The sequence below is a fragment of the Thermaerobacillus caldiproteolyticus genome (genome assembly GCF_013761245.1).
Lineage (GTDB): Bacteria > Bacillota > Bacilli > Bacillales > Anoxybacillaceae > Thermaerobacillus > Thermaerobacillus caldiproteolyticus.
The window spans coordinates 34,138-59,411 of sequence record NZ_JACDUT010000009.1; the positions used below are offsets into that span (position 1 = coordinate 34,138).

At 39.7% G+C, this 25,274-nt stretch carries 18 protein-coding genes and 1 pseudogene; 16 read left to right on the forward strand and 3 right to left on the reverse strand.

Features of this window, described 5'->3' with window-relative positions:
• The first annotated feature begins 708 nt into the window (after nt 1–708).
• From HNR31_RS13625 to HNR31_RS13665, 9 genes are all read left to right on the forward strand, one after another.
• Nucleotides 709–1,035, forward strand: coding sequence for a TroA family protein (locus tag HNR31_RS13625; protein ID WP_220129541.1), 327 nt, complete (start codon nt 709–711; stop codon nt 1,033–1,035).
• 341 nt (nt 1,036–1,376) lie between these two features.
• Nucleotides 1,377–1,703, forward strand: coding sequence for a hypothetical protein (locus HNR31_RS19365; protein WP_181556774.1), 327 nt, complete (start codon nt 1,377–1,379; stop codon nt 1,701–1,703).
• 336 nt (nt 1,704–2,039) lie between these two features.
• Nucleotides 2,040–2,825, forward strand: coding sequence for a 2,3-dihydro-2,3-dihydroxybenzoate dehydrogenase (locus HNR31_RS13635; protein WP_181556891.1), 786 nt, complete (start codon nt 2,040–2,042; stop codon nt 2,823–2,825).
• A 20-nt stretch (nt 2,826–2,845) separates the two neighbouring features.
• Nucleotides 2,846–4,075 (forward strand): isochorismate synthase DhbC, encoded by a 1,230-nt coding sequence (gene dhbC / locus HNR31_RS13640; protein WP_374058319.1) that lies wholly within the window; start codon nt 2,846–2,848, stop codon nt 4,073–4,075.
• Nucleotides 4,076–4,093: 18 nt separating this feature from the next.
• Nucleotides 4,094–5,719 carry a (2,3-dihydroxybenzoyl)adenylate synthase gene (locus HNR31_RS13645; RefSeq protein WP_181556775.1) on the forward strand — a complete coding sequence of 542 codons (1,626 nt, stop codon included), beginning with the start codon at nt 4,094–4,096 and terminating at the stop codon, nt 5,717–5,719.
• Between the two features lie 21 nt (nt 5,720–5,740).
• Nucleotides 5,741–6,661: an isochorismatase gene (locus HNR31_RS13650; protein WP_181556776.1), complete on the forward strand. Its 921-nt coding sequence runs from the start codon at nt 5,741–5,743 to the stop codon at nt 6,659–6,661.
• A 14-nt stretch (nt 6,662–6,675) separates the two neighbouring features.
• Entirely contained in the window at nt 6,676–13,863 is a 7,188-nt protein-coding gene (locus HNR31_RS13655) for an amino acid adenylation domain-containing protein (RefSeq protein ID WP_181556777.1), read from the forward strand.
• The gene (locus HNR31_RS13660; protein ID WP_181556778.1) at nt 13,860–14,078 is read left to right on the forward strand and encodes an MbtH family protein; all 219 of its coding nucleotides are present in this window, start codon (nt 13,860–13,862) and stop codon (nt 14,076–14,078) included. The genes HNR31_RS13655 and HNR31_RS13660 overlap by 4 nt, the downstream gene beginning before the upstream one ends.
• Nucleotides 14,079–14,359: 281 nt before the next feature.
• Complete coding sequence (locus tag HNR31_RS13665; RefSeq protein ID WP_181556779.1) at nt 14,360–15,136, forward strand: 4'-phosphopantetheinyl transferase family protein; 777 nt, start codon at nt 14,360–14,362, stop codon at nt 15,134–15,136.
• A gap of 311 nt (nt 15,137–15,447) precedes the next feature.
• Here HNR31_RS13665 and HNR31_RS18880 read toward each other — a convergent pair whose 3' ends face one another.
• The 3 genes from HNR31_RS18880 to HNR31_RS13675 all read right to left on the reverse strand — a co-directional run bounded on the left by HNR31_RS18880 (nt 15,448) and on the right by HNR31_RS13675 (nt 18,026).
• Nucleotides 15,448–16,032 (reverse strand): aminoglycoside phosphotransferase family protein, encoded by a 585-nt coding sequence (locus HNR31_RS18880; RefSeq protein ID WP_309505717.1) that lies wholly within the window; start codon nt 16,030–16,032, stop codon nt 15,448–15,450.
• The gene (locus HNR31_RS18885) at nt 15,978–16,388 is read right to left on the reverse strand and encodes a hypothetical protein (protein ID WP_228485627.1); all 411 of its coding nucleotides are present in this window, start codon (nt 16,386–16,388) and stop codon (nt 15,978–15,980) included. Before HNR31_RS18885 ends, HNR31_RS18880 begins: the two co-directional genes overlap by 55 nt.
• Before the next feature lie 549 nt (nt 16,389–16,937).
• Nucleotides 16,938–18,026, reverse strand: coding sequence for a C40 family peptidase (locus HNR31_RS13675; RefSeq protein ID WP_181556780.1), 1,089 nt, complete (start codon nt 18,024–18,026; stop codon nt 16,938–16,940).
• 368 nt (nt 18,027–18,394) lie between these two features.
• Between HNR31_RS13675 and HNR31_RS13680 the strand changes: the two are divergent.
• The 7 genes and pseudogenes from HNR31_RS13680 to HNR31_RS13710 all read left to right on the forward strand — a co-directional run bounded on the left by HNR31_RS13680 (nt 18,395) and on the right by HNR31_RS13710 (nt 25,269).
• Nucleotides 18,395–19,357: pseudogene (locus tag HNR31_RS13680) on the forward strand (IS3 family transposase).
• Between the two features lie 344 nt (nt 19,358–19,701).
• Entirely contained in the window at nt 19,702–21,759 is a 2,058-nt protein-coding gene (locus tag HNR31_RS13685) for a BglG family transcription antiterminator (RefSeq protein WP_181556781.1), read from the forward strand.
• Nucleotides 21,760–21,790: 31 nt separating this feature from the next.
• A complete protein-coding gene (locus tag HNR31_RS13690; RefSeq protein WP_181556782.1) occupies nt 21,791–22,252 on the forward strand; it encodes a PTS sugar transporter subunit IIA in 462 nt (153 codons plus the stop codon).
• Between the two features lie 17 nt (nt 22,253–22,269).
• Nucleotides 22,270–22,554 carry a PTS sugar transporter subunit IIB gene (locus HNR31_RS13695; RefSeq protein WP_181556783.1) on the forward strand — a complete coding sequence of 95 codons (285 nt, stop codon included), beginning with the start codon at nt 22,270–22,272 and terminating at the stop codon, nt 22,552–22,554.
• Between the two features lie 82 nt (nt 22,555–22,636).
• Nucleotides 22,637–23,899 (forward strand): PTS galactitol transporter subunit IIC, encoded by a 1,263-nt coding sequence (locus tag HNR31_RS13700; RefSeq protein ID WP_181556784.1) that lies wholly within the window; start codon nt 22,637–22,639, stop codon nt 23,897–23,899.
• Between the two features lie 41 nt (nt 23,900–23,940).
• Nucleotides 23,941–24,972 carry a zinc-binding dehydrogenase gene (locus tag HNR31_RS13705; protein WP_181556785.1) on the forward strand — a complete coding sequence of 344 codons (1,032 nt, stop codon included), beginning with the start codon at nt 23,941–23,943 and terminating at the stop codon, nt 24,970–24,972.
• Nucleotides 24,973–25,074: 102 nt separating this feature from the next.
• Nucleotides 25,075–25,269 carry a hypothetical protein gene (locus HNR31_RS13710; protein WP_181556786.1) on the forward strand — a complete coding sequence of 65 codons (195 nt, stop codon included), beginning with the start codon at nt 25,075–25,077 and terminating at the stop codon, nt 25,267–25,269.
• Nucleotides 25,270–25,274 lie beyond the last annotated feature (5 nt).

The window sequence follows — 25,274 nt, forward strand, 5'->3', positions numbered from 1 at the left end:
TACCAATCATCATGATTGGGCCATTGAACGTTTTCAAGCATTCGGACGAACCCTAAAAATGCAAATATGGGAAACGAGTAGCTATTATCGTTTTGCTATGCAAGATTACATGGGCTTATAAGCAGCTCAACTTTTGAATCCTCATCGACAATTGATCTCTTCTTATTCCCGAAAATTGGAGGTATCAATGCTTTATTAGAACAGCGTTACGCTTCAAGTAAAAAACTTACCTTGTTCGAAGAGGAAGAAGTTCACCTAAAATATGGTCTTGGAATCCACCCCTGTCCAAGAAATAACACTTTAAAATCATGCTCCCGTTATTATAGTGTTATTCATACTTATAGAATATTCAGAACTTCTGAGAAATTTTTTGTTTTCCTCTTATTCTCCATTGACAACATTAGATCACTTTTACTGCACGAAAAGGGTCATATTCAAAGGCGGTTAACTATCCGCCGCATACGAGAATGAGAGAGATTAATGATTCATTAGACAATATTAAAAATATTAAAAATATTAAATCTGAAAGCAATTATCATGAGTAATAATCTGATAATCTGGAATACATTTTAAATTCTCTCATGTTTTATATGGATATCATCATTCATTAATGGGAAAAATTAGTACATTATAAATGATGATGATTATCATTATCGATTCGTGAGGAAACTTATTCATTTCGCTCTACATTGTAATATGAATAACTAAATGATCATGATTGCCCAGTATCTAGGAGAGAAGCAAGAGGCGATTGAATGGCTAAGAAATTACGATCGACAAGTGACGTATACTAGAAATCAATTAAAAAAGCATGTTGGGGAAAAGATGCGTTTATACCGTGGCACCCTATATTTTGACTACTCGCGTACCGTAATGGAAGTTTTTTATGGTGATTTAGATATGAGGTCTGCTCAATCAAATAATTTCATTCCTTTCAAACAAGCTATATCACTTCATGATTTGGCTAAAATGAACCCGGATCGGTTGCTAGTGAACGTCAAGAACTGGAAATCTATTCAAAACTCAAGCGTATAGAACGGTTTGAAAGCTGTTCGATTTAATCATGCACATACGATTTCCTCAGATCCATGGAGGGAGTATTCTTCTAGCGCTCATGAACGGGGATTGAAGGAGTCGTTGCTTCCGTTTTCGAGAAATCGTCCATTTATAAATCAGGAATATGTCCATGTTCAATAGAAAATTAATTACGTATAATTCTAAATGAGAATAGTTATCATCTAATTTGGATTTATTTGGTAAATAAATCGGTTATCCGATAGAGTTATCGTTTTCTTCAGCCCGTTTTTACGATGATACAATGACGAAGGCTGCTTCCAAATCTTGATGGGGCTCTGTGTTCTGCGCAAGGTAGAGCTTTGTCATTCTTATCCTTTATGGAAGAGGAACTAAAACCGATGATTGACCGAACATATAGGATAGATACTCGCAGCCAAACAATCTTTGGCCATTCACTTGGGGATTTGTGCTGCATACACTTTTTACGAAACCTTCTTCCTTTCAGACATACATTGCAGGAAGTGCTATCTATTCATTGGAATGAAAAGCTCATACTGAAGGAAGAAGAAAAATTTCTAGCTCGACTAGAAAAGGAGAAAGTACACACCGACCTTTTAGTTGAGATAGGAGAATTAGAGAAATATCGTCAAAGTCAGATAAGAGATAATGTAAGAACGGCCTGCTGACTAATAAAAATCGAGGGTTGCATATAAAGTTTATCGAATTGAAGAAGAAGGTCATACCTCTATACTTCTTCTACTAATTAGCAAAGTTTTACACCTTGACTAAGTCAAACTAATCTGGATAGGAACAATCTTTTTTCAATTAGGACCTATGTGGCATTTATCTACAAATACAAAAATCAAATTTGACAGATGGATTCCATTTTTGTAATATAGTATATAACTATAAATGATAATGATAATCATTATCGAAAATCACAAATCCTAAGAATGAGGCTTAATGGTTAGTAGAAGCCGCAAGAGTGCTTGATGAATAGAAACAAGAAAGGATTTGATCAGATGGATAACCGGGGAATTAAGGGAAAGGTAGCCCTTGTAACAGGAGCTGCCCAAGGAATCGGTGAAGCGGTGACAAGGTCTTTTGTCGAACATGGCGTATCTGTTGCGGCAGTAGATCGAAATGGCGATCGATTGGCTGCTCTCGTCTCTGATTTACAGAGTAATGGTTACGATGTGCATGCTTTTCCCGCAGATGTCGCTAATAGTGCAGAAATTGATGAAATCGTCGCTCAAATTGAGGACAAAATGGGTCCTATCGAAATTTTGGTAAATGTTGCTGGGATTCTGCGAACGGGTTTCATCGAAAGTTTTACTGATGAAGATTGGGAAGAGGTATTCAAGGTGAACACTACAGGTGTTTTTAATGTTTCTCGTTCGGCTAGCAGGCGAATGATTCCTCGACGTTCAGGTGCGATCGTCACAGTTAGCTCGAATGCAGCAACCGTTCCAAGAATGTTTATGTCTGCTTACGCAGCTTCAAAGGCAGCGGCAACCATGTTTACGAAATGCCTTGGACTTGAACTTGCTCAGTATCATATTCGCTGCAACGTTGTATCTCCTGGTTCCACTGAAACGGAAATGCAGCGGGCAATGTGGATGGATGAAAATGGGGCAAATAAAGTGATCGCTGGTTCGATGGAGGAGTTTCGTCTCGGCATTCCTCTGAAAAAGATGGCTCAGCCTTCAGATATCGCAGATGCTGTTTTATTTCTCGTTTCTGAGCAGTCACGACATATCACGATGCACGATTTAAGGGTGGATGGCGGCGCAACATTAGACTCATAACATTCAATGGAGGTAACAATATGATGAAAACAAAAACAATCAGTCATGTTACAGCTGAACAGCTTCTTGCTGAATACAAAGCGGGAACGTCCTTTTTTTTAGCTTCTCCGCATAAAACTCTTTTAGCTCAAGGAATTTTTGCAACAGTGCCGACTGATGGCTACGAGCACAAGCAAATGCAAATACTTGAGCATGTAAAGAAGGTCTTACAGGATGCGAAACAGCATGGAATTAGCGACAATCCGATTGTTGTTGGCGCCATACCATTTGACCATATGTATTCAGCCCAGCTTATTGTGCCTTCAGAGGTAAAATGGTCAGGTCCACTGCTATTTGGCCAATTGAATAGCCAAATCGAACAAAATGTGACTAATGAGTATGAAGTGAAACCTGTTCCGTCGCCACAGGAATATGAAAATGCAGTTGAACAAGGATTAAGCAGAATAAAAGCGGGCGACCTTCGTAAAGTGGTTTTATCAAGATCTCTTCATCTTGCTTCATCAGAAAAGGTAGATATTTCTCACCTTCTTCGTAAATTGGCGGTACATAATCCAAATGGTTACACATTTGCTGCAGAATTGTTGAGTGAAGCGAACAAGGCTTCAGAAACAAAGGGAAGCAGAACTTTGCTGGGAGCAAGTCCAGAGCTGCTCGTTTCGAAATCGGGCCTGCAAGTGATAGCGAACCCGCTCGCAGGTTCAGCGCCTCGCAGTGAAGATCCTGAAGAAGATCAGCGTCGCGCTAATGCTCTTCTTTCTTCAGCGAAAAATCGCCATGAGCATGCTGTGGTCATCGAAGCAGTAGCGAATGCGCTCAGACCGTTTTGCAAGACATTGAATGTTCCTGAGGAGCCTTCACTCATTCATACTGAAACGATGTGGCATCTATCAACAGTAATAAGTGGAGAGCTATCTTCACCTTCAATTACTTCTCTTGAACTTGCGTTTGCTCTTCATCCAACTCCAGCTGTTTGCGGAACACCAACGCAATTAGCGAAAAAAGCGATACAAGAAATTGAACCATTTGAACGGGGCTTTTTTACGGGAATGGTTGGCTGGTGCGACGGTGAAGGGGATGGAGAATGGATTGTTACAATCCGTTGTGCAGAAGTTGAAGACTATTCTCTTCGTCTTTTTGCAGGAGCTGGCGTTGTCGAGGGGTCCACACCAGAGGAAGAACTAGCAGAAACATCAGCTAAGTTTCGTACGATGCTTCTAGCTATGGGGTTAAACAACGACATACTTAAATAAATTCGGAAGGAGAAAGTTATGCTAAGCGGATGCACTACATGGCCAGAGGAGTTTGCAGACTTTTACCGGAAGGAGGGATGCTGGGCAGGTGAGACTTTTGGTGACATGCTACGGGAAAGGGCGTTAAAGTACGGTGATCGCATTGCGGTTACTTCTGGAAAAAGGCAAATCAGCTATAAAGAGCTTGATAGAAGAGCGGATCAACTTGCCTCAGGATTCCACCGATTGGGGATTCAGCCAAAGGATCGCGTTGTGATTCAATTGCCGAATCAAATTGAGTTTTTTGAAGTATGCTTTGCTCTATTCCGTTTGGGGGCGCTGCCTGTCTTTGCTTTACCTTCACATCGATATAGTGAAATCAGTTATTTTTGTGAATTCAGTGAAGCGGCAGCTTATATTATTCCAGAGCAGCATGCGGGATTTGATTTCCGCTCTCTGGCAAAACAGGTAAAGGATGCTGTTCCAACTCTGAAGCATGTCATCGTGATTGGAGAGGCAGGAGAGTTTGAATCATTAGAAAATCTGTTTGTAGATCCTATCAAACTTCCGACCATTCATTCAAGCGATGTTGCTTTCTTTCAGCTGTCAGGAGGAAGCACGGGGTTGCCAAAAATGATTCCGCGAACTCACGATGATTATATCTACAGTCTCCGGGTTAGTGCGGAGATTTGCCAACTTAATCAGGATAGTATTTATCTTGCGGTTCTTCCCATTGCTCATAACTATCCGCTTAGTTCACCAGGTGTGCTAGGGACGTTATATGCGGGCGGAAAAGTGGTTCTTGCAGACAGTCCTAGTCCAGATGAGGCATTTCCGCTTATTCAGCAAGAGAAAGTCACCATTACTGCGCTCGTGCCGCCGCTTGTTTGGATATGGTTAGACGCCGCATCTTCTCGCAATTATGATTTATCCAGCCTTCAAGTCTTGCAAGTCGGCGGGGCTAAATTCAGCGCAGAAGTAGCCAGAAGAGTAAAACCAGTTCTTGGTTGCACCTTGCAGCAGGTATATGGCATGGCTGAGGGATTAGTCAACTATACGAGATTAGACGATCCCGAAGAAGTGATTGTAAATACCCAAGGAAAGCCAATGTCTAAATATGATGAAATCCGCATAGTAGATGAAGAAGATAACGAGGTGGAGCCTGGTCAAGTTGGCGAACTGTTAACGAGAGGTCCTTATACCATTCGCGGATACTATAAAGCAGAAGCACATAATGCGAAAGCCTTTACTTCTGATGGCTTTTACCGGACGGGTGACTTGGTAAGAATGACTCCATCCGGATACTTGGTTGTGGAAGGACGTGTGAAAGATCAGATTAACCGAGGCGGTGAAAAGATTGCGGCTGAGGAAGTCGAAAATCACCTTTTAGCACATCCTTCAGTACGTGATGCGGCTGTCGTTTCGATGCCGGATGAATTCCTCGGTGAACGATCATGCGCTTTTATCATTCCGCGTCATCGCTCCTTGGAAGCAGCTGAGCTGAAGTCGTTCTTGCGAGAACGTGGAGTGGCAAGTTTTAAAATACCTGATCGCATCGAATTCGTTGATTCATTTCCAAAGACAGCGGTAGGAAAGATTAACAAGAGGGCATTACGTCAAATCATTGCGGAAAAGCTGCAATCTGCTGGAAAAACAACAGTATAACGATTGAAAGGAAGTGGTTAGATGGCTATCCCTGCTATTCCAGCTTATCCAATGCCTGTTTCATCAGATCTGCCAAAAAACAAAGTATCGTGGACACCTGATCCTAAACGTGCGGCACTTCTTATTCACGATATGCAAAATTATTTTCTTGACGCTTTTCCCTCTAATATGTCGCCTTTCATCGAACTAGTAAGGAATATTCAACGACTAAAAAAGGAATGCAAAGAAATGGGAATTCCCGTTATTTACTCTGCGCAACCGGGGGGACAAACGCTGGAACAGCGTGGATTGCTTCAGGATTTTTGGGGAAATGGAATCGCTGATGATCCTTATCAAAAGGGGATTATCGATGAATTAGCACCTGATTCAAAGGATATCGTTCTTACAAAATGGAGATACAGCGCATTCAAAAAAACTAATCTTTTAGAAATATTAAAAGGACATGGGCGAGATCAGTTGATTATTTGCGGTGTTTATGCGCATATCGGATGTTTATTAACTGCTAGTGATGCCTTTATGCAGGATATACAAGTGTTTTTTGTTGCGGATGCTGTCGCTGACTTTTCGTTAGAGCATCACAAAATGGCTCTCAATTATGCGGCTAGCCGTTGTGCGTTTACTACATCCACGCAAAATCTAATTGAGGCATTAAAAAAAGAACACGTTTCGTACTGCCAAAACACATTGCCAATGAGTTTGCATGATGTACGTAATCAAGTAGCGGAGCTTATTCAAGAGTCTCCAGCGGATCTTTCTGATCATGAGAATTTGATAAACAGAGGATTGGACTCCATTCGCATGATGAGTTTAGTTGAAAAATGGAGAAAAGCAGGAGCGGAGATTACCTTTGCGGCCCTTGCTGCACGTCCTACTCTCTTTGATTGGTGGAACTTGTTGTCTTCTCAATCGGAAAAGGTACTATCTGCTCAAGACTCGCAATAAAGGAGGCAAGATCCATGTCAAATCGCCAAGATATACGTATGCCTTTATCTGGGGCACAAGCAGGCATTTGGTTTGCCCAACAGTTGGATCCTGAAAATCCCATCTATAACACTGGGGAATATATAGAGATTAATGGGCCGGTTGATCCGGCTCTCTTTGAAAAGGCGTTGCGGCAAGTCTTAGTTGAAGCAGAATCATTGCATGCCCGGTTTGGTGAAGATGAGAACGGACCATGGCAAACGATTGATCCTTCGCCAGATTTTCCTTTCTATTTTATTGATGTGAGCGCAACGGAAAATCCGCAAGAAGAAGCGATTCTTTGGATGAAGAATGATTTATCCAAGCCGGTTGATTTAACATGCGATCCGCTCTTTACTGAAGCTTTATTTAAACTTTCAGATAATCGGTTTTTCTGGTATCAGCGCATTCATCATATTGCCATTGATGGTTTTGGATTCTCGCTTATTGCGCAAAAAGTGGCCAAAATCTACACGGCATTGGTGAACCATGCGCCAATTGACGATGAGAAATTCGCTTCGCTCAATCAAGTGATCGAAGAAGATCAAGTTTACCATACATCAAAACAGTATGAGCGTGATCGCGAGTTTTGGATGGAGCGTTTTCGTGATCAGCCAGAGGTGGTTAGTCTTTCTGATCGGGCAGTTCGGACGTCTAATACATTTATTCGGAAGACGGCGTATATGTCTCCATCTAGTACAGAACGTTTTAAACAATCAGCTCAAAATCTGAAAGCGAGCTGGCATGAAGTTTTCATTGCCGCTACGGGGCTTTATGTTCATCGGTTAACAGGGGTAAACGATGTCATTCTTGGTTTACCAATGATGAACCGTTTAGGGTCTTCAGCCTTGAATGTGCCTGCAATGGTCATGAATATTGTGCCGCTCCGCTTGCATTTGCATGCTGATATGAGGCTTTCGGAACTATTAAGCCAAGTTAGACAGGAAATTCAAGAAATAAGGCAACATCAAAAATATCGGCATGAGCAGCTGCGCCGTGATCTTAAGCTGCTAGGTGAAAATCAACGATTATTTGGTCCGCAAGTGAATATTATGCCATTTGACTATGGGCTTCATTTCGGCGGGTATCAAGGCATTATACACAATCTTGCTGCTGGGCCAATTGACGATCTTGCTATTAATGTATACGACCGAACAGATGGAAACGGGTTAAGAATTGATTTTGATGCTAATCTGGAAATTTATAGTATGGATGAGCTTACGACTCATCAAGCTCGCTTTTTTAAATTGCTTGAAACAATGGAGTCACTGAAAGAAGATGCGCTGATCGGAAAGATCGATCTTCTTCTTGAAAAAGAACGTCATCAAGTTTTAGAGAAATGGAACGAAACGGCACATTCTCATCCGGAAGAAAGTTTTTTACAGCTTTTTGAAAAACAAGTGGAAAAGACTCCGGAAGCAATCGCTGTAATTTGTGAGGATCAGGTGCTTAGTTATACTGAACTAAATAAGCAAGCAAACCGTCTTGCCCATTTCCTAATGGAATATGGAGTGGGGCCAGAGCAATACGTCGCTTTAGCTCTTCCGCGTTCCGCAGAGATGGTTATCGCAATGCTGGCGGTGCTGAAAACCGGAGCGGCCTATCTCCCTCTAGATCTCGATTATCCAGAAGAACGAGTCGCTTTTATGCTGGAAGATACAAAGCCTGTTTGCATTGTAACAAGTTCGTCTGTACAGTCGAAACTATTGAATGTTCCTTCTCGTTCTACGATTATACTAGATCATCCAAAAACAGAGAGGGTAATCAAAAATTATCCTGATATAAATGTTTCTAAAACGCAATCACCGCTTCATCCAGCTTATGTCATCTATACGTCAGGCTCGACGGGCAAGCCAAAAGGCGTTGTGGTGCCATTCAATAGTCTGAATAACTTTTTATTAGCGATGCAGGAGAAATTTGTGTTAAAGGAGCATGACCGTTTGCTCGCGGTTACAACGATTGCTTTTGATATTTCTGCATTAGAAATTTTTCTTCCGTTAATCAGCGGAGCGAGTTTGGTGGTTGCTAAGAAGGAAACGATTCATGATCCGCAAGCTTTGGCAGCTGTGATCTCCGATGAGGAAATTACGATTATGCAGGCAACGCCAACGCTTTGGCATATGCTTGTCACCCATCATTCTGATTGCATCGCTGGACTTCGAGTGCTGGTGGGGGGAGAGGCACTCTCAAGCAGTCTTGCATCAGCATTACATAGTCTAGATTGCGAGATTACGAATTTGTATGGACCAACAGAAACAACGATATGGTCAACGATGTCGGCCCTTCATCCTGACGATGCCCGGACACCTTCTATTGGCCGGCCGATTTGGAATACTCAAGTGTATGTATTGGATGATCAACTTCAGCCAGTTCCGCCGGGAGTGGTCGGAGAGCTATATATTGCAGGCACAGGGCTTGCGCGAGGGTATTTAAGACGACCAGATTTGACAGCAGAACGTTTTGTTGCCAATCCGTATGGACCACCGGGAAGCCGTATGTACCGGACAGGAGATCTTGTTCGCTGGCGTATGGATGGTTCTTTAGATTATATAGGTCGCGTCGACCATCAAATCAAGCTGCGCGGTTTTCGCATCGAGATAGGTGAAATTGAGACAGTATTGTCGAAATATGATCTTGTAGAGCGGGCGTTAGTAGTGGCTCGCGAAGATCATCCAGGGGATCAGCGGTTGGTTGCTTATGTCATTCCTCATGAGCAAAGCAAAGACACCCTTGATCTTACAGAGCTGCGCCGCTATGTCAGCGAGAGATTACCAGATTATATGGTTCCGTCAGCATTTATGGTGCTTAATGAATTTCCTTTAACTCCAAACGGCAAGATTGATCGCAAAGCATTGCCGGCTCCGGATTTTACGATGACGGTGAAAGGACGTAAACCTAGAACTCCTCAGGAGGAAATTTTATGCGAACTTTTCGCTGAAGTGTTAGAACTGTCCGGTGTTGGAATTGATGATAATTTCTTTGAATTGGGAGGACATTCGTTACTTGCTGCTCGTCTCATTAGCCGTATCCGAGATGTGTTAGGCGTGGAACTTACGATTGGTAAACTATTTGAATCGCCTACTGTTGCTAGTCTTGTTAAGCATTTTGAGGATGCAGAAAATATCAAGCCGCCTATCAAAGCGTATGTTCACAAAGAGGATATCCCTCTTTCATTTGCACAACGTCGTCTATGGTTCCTTCACCACCTTGAAGGGCCAAGTCCTACTTATAATATACCGGTCGTTGTGCATTTAACAGGAGAGCTTAATTATCATGCACTGCAAAATGCTTTATACGATGTCATTGAGCGGCATGAACCATTGCGGACCATTTTCCCTGAAAGTTCGGGGACATCAAGGCAGGTTGTCTTAGAACCTCATCAAGTACGGCCTGAATTGATTATCAAAGAAATCAGTGAAAGCCAGTTATCTGATGAATTAAATGCTGCGGTACGCTACAGTTTCGATTTAGCTGCAGAGCCGGCGATTTGCGCTCAGCTGTTCGTACTTGGTCCAAATAAACATGTGTTGCTACTTTTAATGCATCATATTATTGTCGATGGATGGTCGCTAACGCCATTAACTCGTGACATAGCTGCCGCTTATAACGCGCATTGTCATAATCAAAAAATAGAGTGGTCTCCTTTACTAGTAAAATATGCTGATTATGCTCTTTGGCAGCAAGAACTTTTAGGTGACGAGACCAATCCTGCAAATTTAATAGCGAAACAGCTCGATTACTGGAAAAAGACGTTAGCTGACTTGCCAGAAGAACTGGAGTTGTCTACTGACTACCCACGTCCTGCTGAGTCCAGCTATGAAGGAGGCATCGTCGATTTTCGCATTGATGCAGAACTTCACAAACGTCTACTGGATCTTGCTCGTGAAAATAAAGCGAGTCTATTTATGGTGCTTCAGGCCGGATTTGCTGCTTTTCTCACTCGATTAGGAGCAGGAACAGATATTCCAATTGGCAGTCCAATTGCTGGAAGAAACGACGATTCATTAGAGAATCTAGTAGGATTATTCATTAATACGTTAGTGCTTCGCATGGACACATCAGGAAATCCAAGTTTCCGAGAACTTCTTGGCAGAGTCAGAGAAGTGAACCTATCTGCCTACGAGAATCAAGATCTTCCGTTTGAACGTCTAGTGGAAATTCTTAATCCGGTGAGATCTCGAGCCAAGCACCCATTATTCCAAGTGATGTTTGTGTTTCAAAATACACCTGAACCGAAACTAGAATTACATGGTCTTGAAAGTAAGTTAGAAATTCGCAGCGTCGGCTCGGCTAAATTCGATCTGACTCTCGAACTTCGTGAACACCGTGCAGAAGACGGTTCTCCGGATGGACTGATTGGTTTATTCGAGTACAGCCGCGATTTATTCCATCATACTACGGTCGAAGCGTTTGCAAAGCGATTATGCCAGTTGCTTAAGGAAGTGGTTATGAATCCTGATCTTCCTATTGGACAAATCGATATGCTTTTACCGGAAGAACGCAAGAAACTCTTAGCGAAAGAGGATCATAACACTCGCTCAGTACCTGAAGAATGCTTGCCAGTACTATTCGAAAGACAGGTGCAAAGAATTCCTAATGCTACTGCTGTTGTCTTTGAAGGTCAAGAGCTAAGCTATGCTGAATTAAACAAGAGAGCGAACCAGCTCGCCCATTTCCTTATTGAAAAGGGAATTGGACCGGAAAGAGTAGTGGCACTAGCGTTGCCGCGTTCGTTGGAAATGGTCATAGGAATACTGGCTGTGCTTAAAGCAGGGGGAACTTATTTACCTTTAGATCCAGATTATCCAGAGGACCGGATCGCTTATATGATGGAAGATGCACGGCCAATGTATGTCATTACAAATAAGGAAATAGCTTCAAAACTTCCTCATGCTGGCGGTGCTGAACATCTTATTATTGATGAAGCTCATGTAGCCAATATACTAGGAACGTATGCGGAAACAAATCCAGATGATTCGAATCGAATCGAAGCGTTGTCGCCGTATCATACAGCCTATATCATCTACACTTCAGGTTCAACTGGTAAACCAAAAGGCGTGATGATTCCGCATCAAAATGTGGTCCGCCTGTTCAAATCGACTGAACATTGGTTTCAATTTACGTCGGATGATGTTTGGACGCTGTTCCACTCTTATGCGTTTGATTTTTCTGTTTGGGAGATTTGGGGACCATTCTTGTATGGAGGGCGTCTGGTCGTTGTCCCACATAATGTCAGTCGTTCGCCAAAGGAGTTTCTACAATTGCTTGTTGAACAAAGAGTGACCGTTCTCAACCAAACACCATCTGCTTTTTATCAGCTCATGCAGGCCGACAGAGAAAATATCGAACTGTCTAGACAGCTTTCATTGCGCTTTATCATATTTGGAGGAGAAGCGCTGGAGCTTAGTCGTTTGGAAGATTGGTATGAACGGCATGCTGATGATATGCCAAAGCTTATCAATATGTATGGCATTACTGAAACGACTGTTCATGTCAGCTACATTGAGTTGAATAAAAATATCATCTCTATAAAAGGAAACAGCTTAATAGGCTGCAGCATTCCTGATTTAGCGGTTTATGTATTAGATGCAAATCTACAGCCGGTTCCGCCGGGAGTTATCGGAGAGATGTATGTGGCAGGAGCGGGATTGGCGCGCGGATATTTGGGAAGGCCGGATTTGACCGCGGAGCGCTTTGTTGCTAATCCGTTTGGTTTACCAGGCTCAAGAATGTATCGCACAGGTGATTTAGCAAAATGGCGTGCTGACGGAACATTGGATTATATTGGGCGAGCAGATCACCAAGTAAAAATCCGAGGATACCGCATTGAACTGGGTGAAATTGAGGCTGTTTTAGCTAAGCATCCTAATATTGCACAAGTTGCCGTTGTAGTACGTGAAGATCAGCCGGGTGATAAACGTCTTGTTGCATACATTGTACCTGCGAAAGATGTTTCTCTAGAATCCGTCGAACTAAGGCGATATGTAGCTGCTAGCTTGCCGGATTATATGATACCGTCTGCTTTTGTGATGATAGAGGCTTTGCCATTAACTCCTAATGGTAAGCTTGATCGCAAAGCACTGCCTGCACCGGATTGGACGATAGAGATAACCGATAGAGGACCGCGGACTCCTCAAGAAGAGATGCTATGCGATCTGTTTATGGAGGTTCTCCGTTTACCGCGTGTAGGTATTGATGACGGGTTCTTTGAATTAGGAGGTCACTCCCTTTTAGCTGTTCAATTAATGAGCCGTATTCGTGAAACGTTTGGAGTTGAGCTGAGCATTGGAGATTTATTTGAAGCTCCTACTGTCGCTGGTCTTGCTGAGAAACTTGAAATAGGTAGCAGCCAAAGTGCATTAGATATTTTGCTGCCTCTTAGAACTTCCGGAAACCAACCTCCTTTATTTTGTGTACATCCAGCGGGAGGACTTAGCTGGTGCTATGCAGGGTTAATGACGTCAATCGGGACAGACTATCCGATTTATGGATTACAGGCTCGTGGTATAGCAAAAGCTGAGAAATTGCCTAAGACGTTAGACGAGATGGCTGCTGATTATATTAACCAGATGAAAACTGTTCAGCCAGAGGGGCCTTACTATTTGTTGGGATGGTCGCTAGGAGGAAATGTCGTCCATGCAATGGCGACACAGCTTCAACAACAAGGAGAAGAGATTGCACTTCTAGTGATGCTAGATGCATACCCTAGTCACTTCTTACCTATTGCAAAAGCACCTGATGAGCAAGAAGCGTTAATCGCGTTACTCGCTTTAGGTGGTTATGATCCAGACAACATGGATGGAAAACTGCTCAATCTTGAGAACACCATTGATATGCTTCGACGCGATGGAAGTGCATTAGCTAGTTTAGAAGAGTCTACGATATTAAATCTCAAAGATACGTATGTAAATTCGGTCCGTATCTTAAGCGAATATGTGCCGCGGCGCTACAAGGGAGATCTCCTATTCTTTAGATCGACCATCATACCTGAATGGTTTGATCCAATCGAGCCAGAAGCGTGGTTGCCATATATCGATGGAAAGATTATTCAGTATAATATCAATTGCCGCCATAAAGATATGTGCCAACCTGGTCCGTTAGCTGAAATTGGACGTGTACTTGCTGATAAATTAAAAGAAAAAAGTAATTTAATTTCAATAAGTGGAGGAAGAGGCACAAAATGACCAATCCTTTTGAGAATAAAGACAGTACTTATCTTGTATTGATCAATGATGAAGGCCAGTATTCCCTCTGGCCTGCCTCTATTGCGATTCCACACGGTTGGAATATCGCTTTTGCTGAAAATACGCGTGCAGCGTGCTTAAACTATATTAACTCTCATTGGACAGATATGAGACCCAATAGTCTGAAAAAGATGGAAAGAAAGGATATGTCATAATATAACCAAAAATAATCAAGGAACTTCAAATATATCCAACTGTAGCTGAAAGGTTGAGAATACTGAATATCGTAATAGTTTTGAAGGAGTTCAAGCTGGGAAGGTGAGTACCTATTTTAAAATTTGGATTATAGCAGAATTTTGAAGAAGAGTTGGGCAGGAATTGGTGAAGCATCCTTGATGGAGGTTTCATTAGCGCCTGCTTAACTCTCTATTTTTCATGACAAAAGAATGCTAGATGTCGATAAATAATGGTTTGCAGGTGAGAGGGGAATCTTCTAATGATCGAGTGGCAGGTTGTAAATTCTGTACCACACATATCGAATGATGTGTGTCAAGTTTGGATGTCTAAAACGACTGATATTCAATCATGGCATGTCCGGATGCTCAATGATGATGAACGGAAAAGGTCTCAATCTTTTCGAAAAGATGAAGATAGAATACGATTCATTATAGGCTGTACATTAAGCAGGTTAGTGCTGGCAACACAACTGAATGTGGCTCCCCATCAAGTACCCATAGATCGTACTTGTCCGGTCTGTCATAAACCTCATGGTCGCCCGCGATTACCTTACGGTTTGCCACAATGGTCTGTTTCACATTCTGGAGATGTTATTCTCGTTGCTTTTACCAGGGATGCGCCAGTTGGTGTTGACGTTGAATGGATCAATCCTGATTTGGACGTCATCCAAATGGCGGATGGGGTACTCACAGAAAAGGAAATATTACACCTATTGCAAATGGCGTCAAACGATCGCATAAGAGGTTTTCTAACCTATTGGACAAGAAAGGAAGCCGTTCTCAAAGCAACGGGGGAAGGCTTAAAAATTCCGACATTGAACGTGACTGTATCTGGACCTCAACAAACACCGCGGTTGCTTGCTTTCGACGGTCGATCAGATCTTTTGGATAATGCTATACTGCGTGATTTGACCGTAGATTTAAACTATGTAGCTGCTCTTTCTATTTTCAGCAAAACTCCAAAAAAAATCGAGCAATATGATGCAAGCATGCTCATGCAGAAAGGCTTTGGCTGGCAAGATTACTACAGTTCATAGATCTTGCTAGCCGGCGGCTTCTTACCTAAAGGAACTATTAGAGTTTTTTTCTCAACATGAACGAGGGAAGAACGTTATATTGTTAGCTTCAATGGGCTGCAAAAAAAGATGGGGGCATCAATCGAATGGATGGGTAGATGTCATTTTCGATAGGAGAAAAGAAGAGCCGAAAATGTTGCTAGAGAAGTGGATGTCTCATGACAAAAATGGTTTCAAGAGATTGATTTTTTATTGAAGTCTCTGTTAACGGTGATGGTTGATTTTCAAGAAATGAAAAACCACATCGTAAGGTGGTTTTTGTTAGTCTTTATTCAACTATGGTAATCGTTAGCGTACCACTTAGGAATTACACAATTGAAATTATCATGATCTTTTATAACATCCAGAGAATATTTTAACAATACCTCGTATTGTTCACGACTTCGTCCCATCCCCCAGACAAGAGCCGAAACAATATGCATGGCACTGTATAATGCATATAACTCCCAGAACGATTCGTTTAAAACTTGATTTTCATGATAACCATCAATTATCCCTTTTGTGAACTCAATACTAACTTGTTTTGAGAAAAATCCTAATTTATGTAAATCATGAATTGGGTCACCCCAATCCATTCTTTGGAAATCGATAATTCCTGAAAAAGACTTATTATTTATCAAAATATTTGAAGGATGAAAATCATCATGTTGAAACTTGCTAGGTCTACCTTTCATCAAAGTTTCATTCTTTTTTATATAAGTTTCAAGCGTTTCCTTTATGTTTTCATCTAAATTAATTTTCTTTAATTCCTTCAGGTATTTATCACTCTTTTTTTTCTTAATTGAGTACCAAGATGGATAACCTAAAGGTGCTGAAAAGCCTTTAACTCTTTTCCTGCAAGAAAACCCGCAGAATATTGTTCTTTTGCCGTTAAATCTTTTAAGGCGACCTCAGCATCAATTTCAGGAAGATATGTAAGTATCATGTAAGCCATATCAATATCTTTTAAAGTACCGAATTCTATTCCTGTTGGTACATAGTTTGAATAAGTTGCTAATTTATTTATACAGTCAAATTCTTCTTTTCTATTTTGTTTATCTTCAATAGAAAAAAGCCTTAAAAGATACTTATCATCGATTACATATTTTTTATCATGTGAAAATCCTTTGTTAAGCTCAACAATACGATTTGCATTTCTTAAATATGAGATCTTTTCTTTAATGTAATTATCCAATACATCACTTCCCTTTGGATTTTGGTTCCATTTTATCATTAAATTCCATCTTTGTAGACTTCGAAATCAATTTTTATTCGACTAAACTGCTCGTAGCCATCCATGCCATCTTGGCACCCCGGAGTAACGAAGAATTTCTATTCTTTCACGTAAGACGCCCATATCGTGCTTACGACACCGGCAAATGATGAAAAGACTAATTTTCAAGAAAGAGACATTGCGGCAATCAGTCATCCACTACTCAAGATGATGTATCGTCTACTTATGTGAAAAGAAAAATATCAAGAGTTTAGAGAAGAATGCTACGAACAAAGACGATTAGAAGCAAAAAAGAAAAAGGCTGTAAAAAGCCTTCAAAAAATTGTGGTTTCCTAGGTCACAAGAAATCGAATAACACATGGGGAGTTTTTAAAAGCGATTTTAAGGATTCCCTAATTCCATATGGCCTAAATTTCAGGGCGGCCTTATTGAAAAAGCAAATCCAGTGTTTATAGATGCAAGTTGCAGGGAGTCCAATATGTCAAACTTTTTACGGCTTAAAAAGTAATGAAAAAGCAATGGCTCATTTAAACCATTGCTTTTCATAGATTAATTGATTACACGTACGGCTTTCACAAAACGTTCTTTCCAATAAGAAGAATTAATCGATACATAAGAAACGCCTTTGGAAGTTGCAGCATTTAACATTTGGCCGTTCCCCGCATAAATTCCAACGTGATTGATCGTTCCATTGAAGTCTGTATCAAAGAAGATTAGATCTCCTTTTTGAAGCTGACTTAAAGAAACCGGCGTGCCAACTTGTGATTGTGCTGCTGAGCTGCGAGGTAAAGAAATTCCAGCCTCACTAAATACCCTCATAGTAAAGGACGAGCAATCAAATGCATCTGTGCGAGATGGACTAGCACCATATAAATATTTAGCACCTAAATATTTTTCACCAATTTGAATTACCCGATCAGCCAAAGAAGAATTCACAGCTTTTGTGTTATTTTCAGAAGATGTGGTAGATGCCGCTGAAACAAGAGTACGTTCAGAGACTCTTTGATTTGAAGAAGACACTGTTTCTGGTTTAGTTGTTGGTTGTGCGTTCACTGTTTTTTGTGAAGATGGCAGTGGCTTTTGAACAGGAGCTTCTTTTCCAGCAACTTTAATAGATTGTCCTGCCCGAATAAGATTAGGATTCGTAATTTCCGGATTTAAAGCGAGCAATGAACTAACTGTTGTATTAAACATTTTAGCGATGCCAGAAAGAGTATCTCTTTCTTTCACTATGTAATAACCATTAGCACCTGATTCCTTAGTAACAGGAGCTGAAACCGACCCAGACAAACGAATGGTTTGCCCAACATTAATAAAATTTGGATTAGAAATTTGGGGATTCATCTTTAATAACGCATCAACAGTTGTATTAAATTGCTTTGCAATTTTACTTAAAGTATCATTAGCCTTCACTACATATGTATCTTCTTTTTCGTTAACTTTTAATATTTGTCCAGGGAAAATAAGATCAGAAGTTAAATGATTCATTTGTTTTAATGTTTCTACAGTAGTGCTGTATTTTTTCGATATTTTCCAAAGCGAATCGCCTTTTTGGACGGTATAATTACTAGCAAAAGCAGTTTGGCCAGCTAATAAGGAACTTATAATTGTACCTGTAAGAATAAATGATTTTTTCATTTTGTACCCCCCAGGATGTTGATACTCATTCTATACTAACGCCAACCATTATATTAAAAAAAAATTGCTGATCTATAACAAAAAGAATAAGAAGTGGTTACAAATATATTACGGTTGCATTACAAGTTAAAAATATTGTTTTGCTCGCAGTATCTTTTTCTCGTATTATACATTTTAACCAAGAAGAACCTTCACCTTTAAATGAAGCGTAAGTGGCAGATGGATTATAATATAAAGAAGTGACGTTGGTTTTTGAAAATAGCAATTAAAAGAGAAGGGGCTCTAGTATTATCCCCTACAGGCAGATGGTAAAAAAGAGGACATTTCATATGATGTTCTTAAGAGTCTACTTGGGAGGGGATTTTTTTATGGCTAAGAAAGGGCAACTCTTTCACTCCTATTCGGAAAATCTTAAATGAAAAGTCGTTCGTTTGAAATTGGAGGAGGACTGTACTGGTCTTATCGGCAGCACCGTGAACACTTTGGAATAAAGAATGATGCGCAGATTGCACAATAGGATGAAAAAAAGCTTGAATGGCGAGTTTTTTTGAAGAGCAATGAGGAGTGTGGAATTGCAAACATTTTTCGGGGGTAGAAAAGAGGAAAGTGTTTATTTGAAAGCGCTAAAAATAGTGAACCTGAAAGCGGAAAGGTTTCGTATGAGAAAACATTTACTGGCATGACTACTAAACATTTGGAGGGGGTTCAGAGTCTGGATACAACAAGTAGCGCAAGAGCGAAAGAACATATATTAACTATTCGTAAGTTACATCTGTACTTTGGATATAAACGAATGACGAGGGCATTATCCAGAGAAGGGATTGTTGTGAATTATAAGCGTGTGCAGCCTTTAATGAGAGACTAGGTATCAAATCGGTAATTTGCAAGAAACGAAGAGGATCCGTGGTATTTCCCAATGTTCTAAGCCGCGAATTCTATGCTGAGAATGTTCGTAATAGATATTATTTATGTGCGCGTTAGAGACACTTTTGCTTACTTGTCTGCGGTGGAAATGGTCGTGTGGGCGGAAATGATCTTGAATTGGTAGTACATACATTTAAACAACTGGATGGAAAGCCGTTGGGAAGAATGTTCTCCTTCATTTAGATCAAGGGCAAAATTGTATGAAACAGATTCAAGGAAGACATTTTCGAAAAGGGAAGGGTCATGATTTATGCACGTATCGTGTGTTTAAAGATAGAAAAGTTGCTTTCGTGCGCCAAAAAATGAAGGCTATTCAAGAGTATATTCATTTTGACAATCATAGTCGCTTTCAAAAAAAATTGAACAGCCTTTCCCCGATTGAATATCGAGAAAAGGCCGCAGCTTAATGTACTTGACAGGATTGTGTGCACAATTAGGGCCAGAGATACTCTATCGCTGAAATTATATACAATGCCCAATGCAAATTGCCATGAGGAATGCGATCGTGATTTCCAATTTGGTTTTCGAATCGCAATGTTTGACGAGATGTCCCTTCTTTTAGGGGGAATTATTTGTATAAATTAATCAACTATCTCTGCCAGAAATACCTTATACTGAAGGACAATTTTGGAATATTTCTTTAAAAAGTAAATCACAATTTTGTATTGCGAAAATTCAAAAAAAGGAATGAAAGCGTATACATCAGATTATTTACTGGTGCTACAATGAACGTAGAGAGAGGAGGGATACAGTGATACTAGATGTCAGAAGTAGCCATCTCTTAAGAGAGGTGATGAAGAATCCAAATATTAGCAGTAAAGAATTAGAGAAGAAATATCAGTTAAGCCGTAGACAGATTGGATACAGTTTTGAAAAAATAAATATATGGTTAAAAAGTAAAAATATACCTGAAATTGAACGGACGAATAATGGTTACTTTCTTATCGATAAAAGTTTAAAATCTAGGATTAGTCTTGATGAAGATTTTAGATATGAGAATTTAAGTGAATTATCCAAAATGCAACGAGTAAACATGATTTTGCTCATGTTATTAAGCAAAAATGAAGAGCTTTCATTAGCCCATTTTACGAGCGAATTAAAAGTAAGCAAAAATACTGTAATGGATGACTTGAAAAAAGTAAAGAAAATAGCTGATGATTCTGGTCTTGAGTTTCGGTACTCACGAAAACATGGCTATTTAATAGAAGGAAAAGAGTTCAACATTCGCAAGTTACTGATATCCACAATAGACAAGATTTTGAAAATGGATCAAGGAACCGAACGAGTAAGACGAATTGCTCAGTTATCAGATGAAGAAATAATGGAATTTAGAAGAAAGATTGAACAAGTGGAAAAATCATTAAATTTGAAGTTTACCGATGAAAAGATTGAGATCATGCCTTATATTTTAATTCTGATTTTAAGAAGAATTAGGCAAGGAATGCAAATTGGCTCATTTTATATCAATTATAAAGAAATTTCGGATACAAAAGAATATTTGGCTACTGAGGAAATTCTTCATGATTTTAAAGATGTTCCAGAAGAAGAACGTCTCTTTATCACACTGCATCTACTCACAACGAATGTACATTGGTCAGAAGGGTTAACAGAGGAAACGATTCCAAATTTAGTGCAAGCGCTGGACGAAATGCTTGTACTTTTTGAAAAAAATACATGCATTTTTTTGAAAGATAGAGATCAGCTGCTTCATAAGTTGCTTCTTCATATGAAGCCAGCATATTACCGGATTAAGTATCACTTAACAGAAGCTAACGATATGTATGAAATAGTTAGCCAGGATTTTAAAGAGCTTCATCATTTAGTGAAAAAGTCTATTCAACCGTTGATTGACTTAATTGGATGTGATATCCCAGAAAGCGAAGTCGTTTACTTAACGATGTTAATCGGGGGATGGCTTACACGGCAAGGGGAAAATATAAGTAAAAGAATGAAAGCAGTAGTCGTTTGTCCTAAAGGAGTCTCCATTTCCCGATTGATGTTCAGTACACTAAGAGAATTGTTTCCAGAGTTTATCTTTCTGGACTCATTATCAATTAGGGAATTCCAAGAATATTCAATGGATTACGACATTGTCTTTGCGCCAGTATTTTTAGAAACCAAGAAAAAATTTTTTCTCGTGAATTCCTTTCTCGGATACGAAGAGAAAAAAAGATTACGCAAACAAGTCATGCTCGAATTATATGGATATGTGCCAAATGAATTAAACATAGAGGATATATTGGAAATTGTCGAAAAGCATTGTGTGATCAAGGATAGAAAAAATTTATCAAAACAGTTATTGGAGTACATTAATCAAAATCAGACAGCGGAGTTTAGCTATGATCTTAACACAAAAAATCCAAATTTATATGAATTAATAACGCCTTCGATGATTAGTTTGCGCCACTCGGTGAATTCTTGGGAGGAAGCGATTGAACTTGCATCACAGCCGTTATTAAAGAGTAATAGTATCACAAAACATTATATAGAAGCCATGATTCAGCGCTGTCACTATGATCCATATATTGTCATTGGCCCGAATACAGCTATTCCTCATGCCGCACCAGATGAAGGAGTAAACGAGATTTCAATGAGTTTGCTCCGGTTAAGGAAAGGAGTAACCTTTGCGGCGGATTATTCGATTCAGTTAGTGATTATTATCGCAGCGCTAGATAAAGATCGTCATCTTCGTGCCCTTACGCAGTTAATGAGGTTAGTAAGGAATGATCAAGATCGTCAGCAAATAATAAATGCAAAATCTGTTTATGAGATACATGAAATCATCAAAAAATATGCAGTTGATCAATAATGCGCGTTTGAACATATCGAGGTGAAAATAGGTGTGTGAAATATACTTTGATGAATCATTAATTTTAAAGGATATAGATGTAAATAGTAGAGAAGAATTGTTAAGAACAATGGCTACCAATCTGTTTAGAAAAGGATTAGTAAAAAAAAGCTTTATCGAAGCCGTTATTGAAAGAGAAAAAACGTTTGCTACTGGTCTACCGACAAATAGCGTTTCTGTTGCTATTCCTCATACAGATTCAGAGCATGTAAATAAAAAAGCAATAAGTGTAGCGGTGTTAAAAGAACCAGTGAATTTTGGGGTTATGGGAGAGATGAACGTAGAAATTCCTGTTCAAATCGTATTTATGCTTGCCATCGATAAGAAAGACTCTCATCTCGTTCTTCTTCAGAAACTAATGGAAATATTTCGAAACGCAGAGGAATTGCAGTTCCTAATAGAAGAAAATAAGACAAACATAAAAAAACGCTTAGCTAACCATTTACAAATATGATAAAAGGGGAGATTAACATGAAGAAAAAACAAGTATTAGTAGCATGCGGAGCAGGGATCGCTACATCTACAATTGTGAATAAGGCAATAGAAGAGATTTGCAAAGAAAACAATATTGAATGTGACATTGTGCAAATTAAAATTACTGAAGTAGGTTCATATGTTGATACAGCCGATCTATTAGTTAGCACAACGATTGTTCAAAAGGAATACCCGTTCCCGGTCATCAATGCACGAGCGTTTTTAACGGGAATTGGACTAGATGAAGTAAAAAAGAAAATATTGGAACAATTAAAAAGATAATCCAAATCAATTTGGCATAACAAAATTTGGATTTCGCGATTTCCTTGTGGAATCCAAAAGTTAATCTTCGGAGGGATTTAAAATGAAGGAGTTTGTTCATGCGTTGCAAGCATTTTTAGGGTTAGGCGCAACTGTTATTTTGCCCATTGCTATTTTCTTACTTGGTTTGCTATTTGGGCAAAAACCTGGAAAAGCTTTTAGAGCAGGTTTAACGATAGGTGTAGCATTTGTTGGAATTTTTTTAGTGGTAGATTTACTTGTAAGCAACTTAGGTCCAGCGGCCCAGGGGATGGTTAAGAGATTCGGAATTCACTTGCATGTCATTGATGTTGGCTGGCCGGCAGCAGCTTCTATTTCGTGGGCTTCTCCAATCGCAGCATTTATTATACCGCTCGGATTGTTAGTAAATGTTTTAATGCTGATCACCAAAACAACGAAAACGATGAACGTGGATATTTGGAACTTTTGGCATTATACGTTCATGGGGGCCATTGTTTACGCTTTATCAGGCAGTATCATTCAAGGGCTAATTGCCGCACTTTTATTTCAAATTGTATGTTTAAAAATTGCTGATTGGACAGCTCCGATGTTGGAGAATTACTTTGGATTGCCAGGAATATCTGTTGCTACCGGAAGTACGGTTTCTTATGCCGTTCTTGGAATTCCGCTGGTGAAATTGATGCAAAAGATTCCTGTCATTAAAAATTTAAACGCAGATCCTGAAACAATCCAGAAAAGATTCGGAATATTCGGAGAACCGATTTTTATGGGGCTTATTCTTGGTTTAGCTTTAGGTTTACTTGCCGGTTATTCCGTTGGCGATACGATTAAAATTGGTATGTCAATGGCAGCGGTTATGGTTCTTATGCCTAGAATGGTGAAAATTTTAATGGAGGGGCTTATGCCTATTTCAGAATCAGCACGTGAATTACTACAGAAGAAATTTGGTGCTCAAAACATTTATATCGGGCTTGATGCGGCTGTTGCGATTGGTCATCCAGCCGTTATTTCAACAGCGTTAATTCTTGTTCCAATAACAGTGGTTTTAGCTGTAATCTTACCAGGTAATAATGTGCTTCCATTCGGTGACTTAGCAACAATTCCTTTTATTGTCGCATTTATAGTCGGTGCTTCCCGAGGAAATATTGTCCATTCTGTGATTATTGGTACCGTTATGATTGCTTTATCACTTTACATGGCCACAGATCTTGCGAATCTTCATACACAGATGGCTATTGATGCTAAATTCCATATGCCTGAAGGAGCAAGCAAAATATCTAGTATCGACCAAGGTGGCAACTTAATTAATTATGTAATCTATAAGTTTTTTGCCTTAATAAACTAATCTTTTTCATTGTATATCAAAAATTGGGAGGAAGGAGTAAAATGAAAGCTTTAGTCAAAAAAGAACTAGGATTTGGAAATTTAGAAATTGTAGATGTGGAAGAACCGAGCGTAGGCAAAGACCAAGTCAAAATATTAGTGAAATATAGTGGGATATGTGGCACCGATATTCATACGTATGAAGGACATTATAAAGTGAAGGCACCTGTTATTTTAGGGCATGAGTTTTCTGGGGAAATAGTAGAAGTCGGTAAAAATGTAACAGAATTTAAACCAGGAGACAGAGTGACGTCAGAAACGACGTTCTACATTTGTGGAAAATGCATTTACTGCCGTTCAGGAGATTACAATTTATGTAGCAGCCGAAAAGGATTAGGCACGCAGCAAAATGGCAGCTTTGCTAAGTATGTCATTGCTAGAAAAGAAAGCATTCATAAGCTTCCTGAACAAGTAGATTATGTATCTGCTGCTATGACTGAGCCGCTTGCATGTGCGTATCATGCGGTTGCGAAAGCGATCATTAAGGAAGGAGATGTTGTTGTTGTTTTAGGTCCTGGACCAATTGGGTTGCTTACGGCTCAAATCGTAAAAACGTATGGAGCGACCGTTATCATTACTGGATTGTCTACTGATCAACTTCGTCTAGAAAAGGCGAAAGAATTAGGAATTGATTATGCTGTTAATATTCAGGAAGAAGACATAAGCAGTATCGTAAAAAGCTTAACAGATGGGTACGGTGCTGATGTTGTTTTTGAGTGCACAGGGGCTATTTCAGCGGTGAATATGGGGTTAGATTTGTTGAAAAAGAAAGGGCAATTTATTCAGGTAGGTATTTTTGCAAAATCTGAGATTTCTATTGACTCAGAAAAGATTATTCAAAAAGAAATCATGATGGTCGGATCGAGAAGCCAGAAACCGAGTGACTGGGAACCAGTATTAGCGTTAATGAATGAAAAGAGAGTAAATGCAAAAGCGCTTGTTACTCATCAATTTAATATTTCCCAATGGGATGAAGCATACAAGGCAATTAAAAGTGGAGAAGCTATCAAAGTGTTGTTAACACCTATCGATTAATGTAAATAACAGTAGCGTCTTAATGAAAGCTAAAGAGATATGCAAAAATAACATTTTATAGCTGTCCAGGAGTTAAATGAGAATGAAAGGCGGGCGGCATTTATGGTTGAAAAGATTCTTGATGTTGTACTTGGACCGTATGGGAGAATGATGGGGGATTTTTATGTTCAGCATCAGATGTTGACTAATACTATTGTTGTAGGTTTAGCATTAGCCTCTAAATTTTATTTAAAACACAAAAAGATATCTACCCAGCCAAATCTTTCTGTTGAGACTGCAGGAGGTAATGAACGCTAAACAGA

What these genes read in the sequence shown, in the direction of transcription:
- HNR31_RS13660 (WP_181556778.1), top strand. Translation starts at nt 13,860, where the DNA reads ATGACCAATCCTTTTGAGAATAAAGACAGTACTTATCTTGTATTGATC.
- HNR31_RS13710 (WP_181556786.1), top strand. Translation starts at nt 25,075, where the DNA reads ATGGTTGAAAAGATTCTTGATGTTGTACTTGGACCGTATGGGAGAATG.
- HNR31_RS13665 (WP_181556779.1), top strand. Translation starts at nt 14,360, where the DNA reads ATGATCGAGTGGCAGGTTGTAAATTCTGTACCACACATATCGAATGAT.
- HNR31_RS13700 (WP_181556784.1), top strand. Translation starts at nt 22,637, where the DNA reads ATGAAGGAGTTTGTTCATGCGTTGCAAGCATTTTTAGGGTTAGGCGCA.
- HNR31_RS13705 (WP_181556785.1), top strand. Translation starts at nt 23,941, where the DNA reads ATGAAAGCTTTAGTCAAAAAAGAACTAGGATTTGGAAATTTAGAAATT.
- dhbC (WP_374058319.1), top strand. Translation starts at nt 2,846, where the DNA reads ATGATGAAAACAAAAACAATCAGTCATGTTACAGCTGAACAGCTTCTT.
- HNR31_RS13675 (WP_181556780.1), bottom strand. Translation starts at nt 18,026, where the DNA reads ATGAAAAAATCATTTATTCTTACAGGTACAATTATAAGTTCCTTATTA.
- HNR31_RS13695 (WP_181556783.1), top strand. Translation starts at nt 22,270, where the DNA reads ATGAAGAAAAAACAAGTATTAGTAGCATGCGGAGCAGGGATCGCTACA.
- HNR31_RS13635 (WP_181556891.1), top strand. Translation starts at nt 2,040, where the DNA reads ATGGATAACCGGGGAATTAAGGGAAAGGTAGCCCTTGTAACAGGAGCT.
- HNR31_RS13655 (WP_181556777.1), top strand. Translation starts at nt 6,676, where the DNA reads ATGTCAAATCGCCAAGATATACGTATGCCTTTATCTGGGGCACAAGCA.
- HNR31_RS13650 (WP_181556776.1), top strand. Translation starts at nt 5,741, where the DNA reads ATGGCTATCCCTGCTATTCCAGCTTATCCAATGCCTGTTTCATCAGAT.
- HNR31_RS13625 (WP_220129541.1), top strand. Translation starts at nt 709, where the DNA reads ATGATCATGATTGCCCAGTATCTAGGAGAGAAGCAAGAGGCGATTGAA.
- HNR31_RS18885 (WP_228485627.1), bottom strand. Translation starts at nt 16,388, where the DNA reads ATGATAAAATGGAACCAAAATCCAAAGGGAAGTGATGTATTGGATAAT.
- HNR31_RS13645 (WP_181556775.1), top strand. Translation starts at nt 4,094, where the DNA reads ATGCTAAGCGGATGCACTACATGGCCAGAGGAGTTTGCAGACTTTTAC.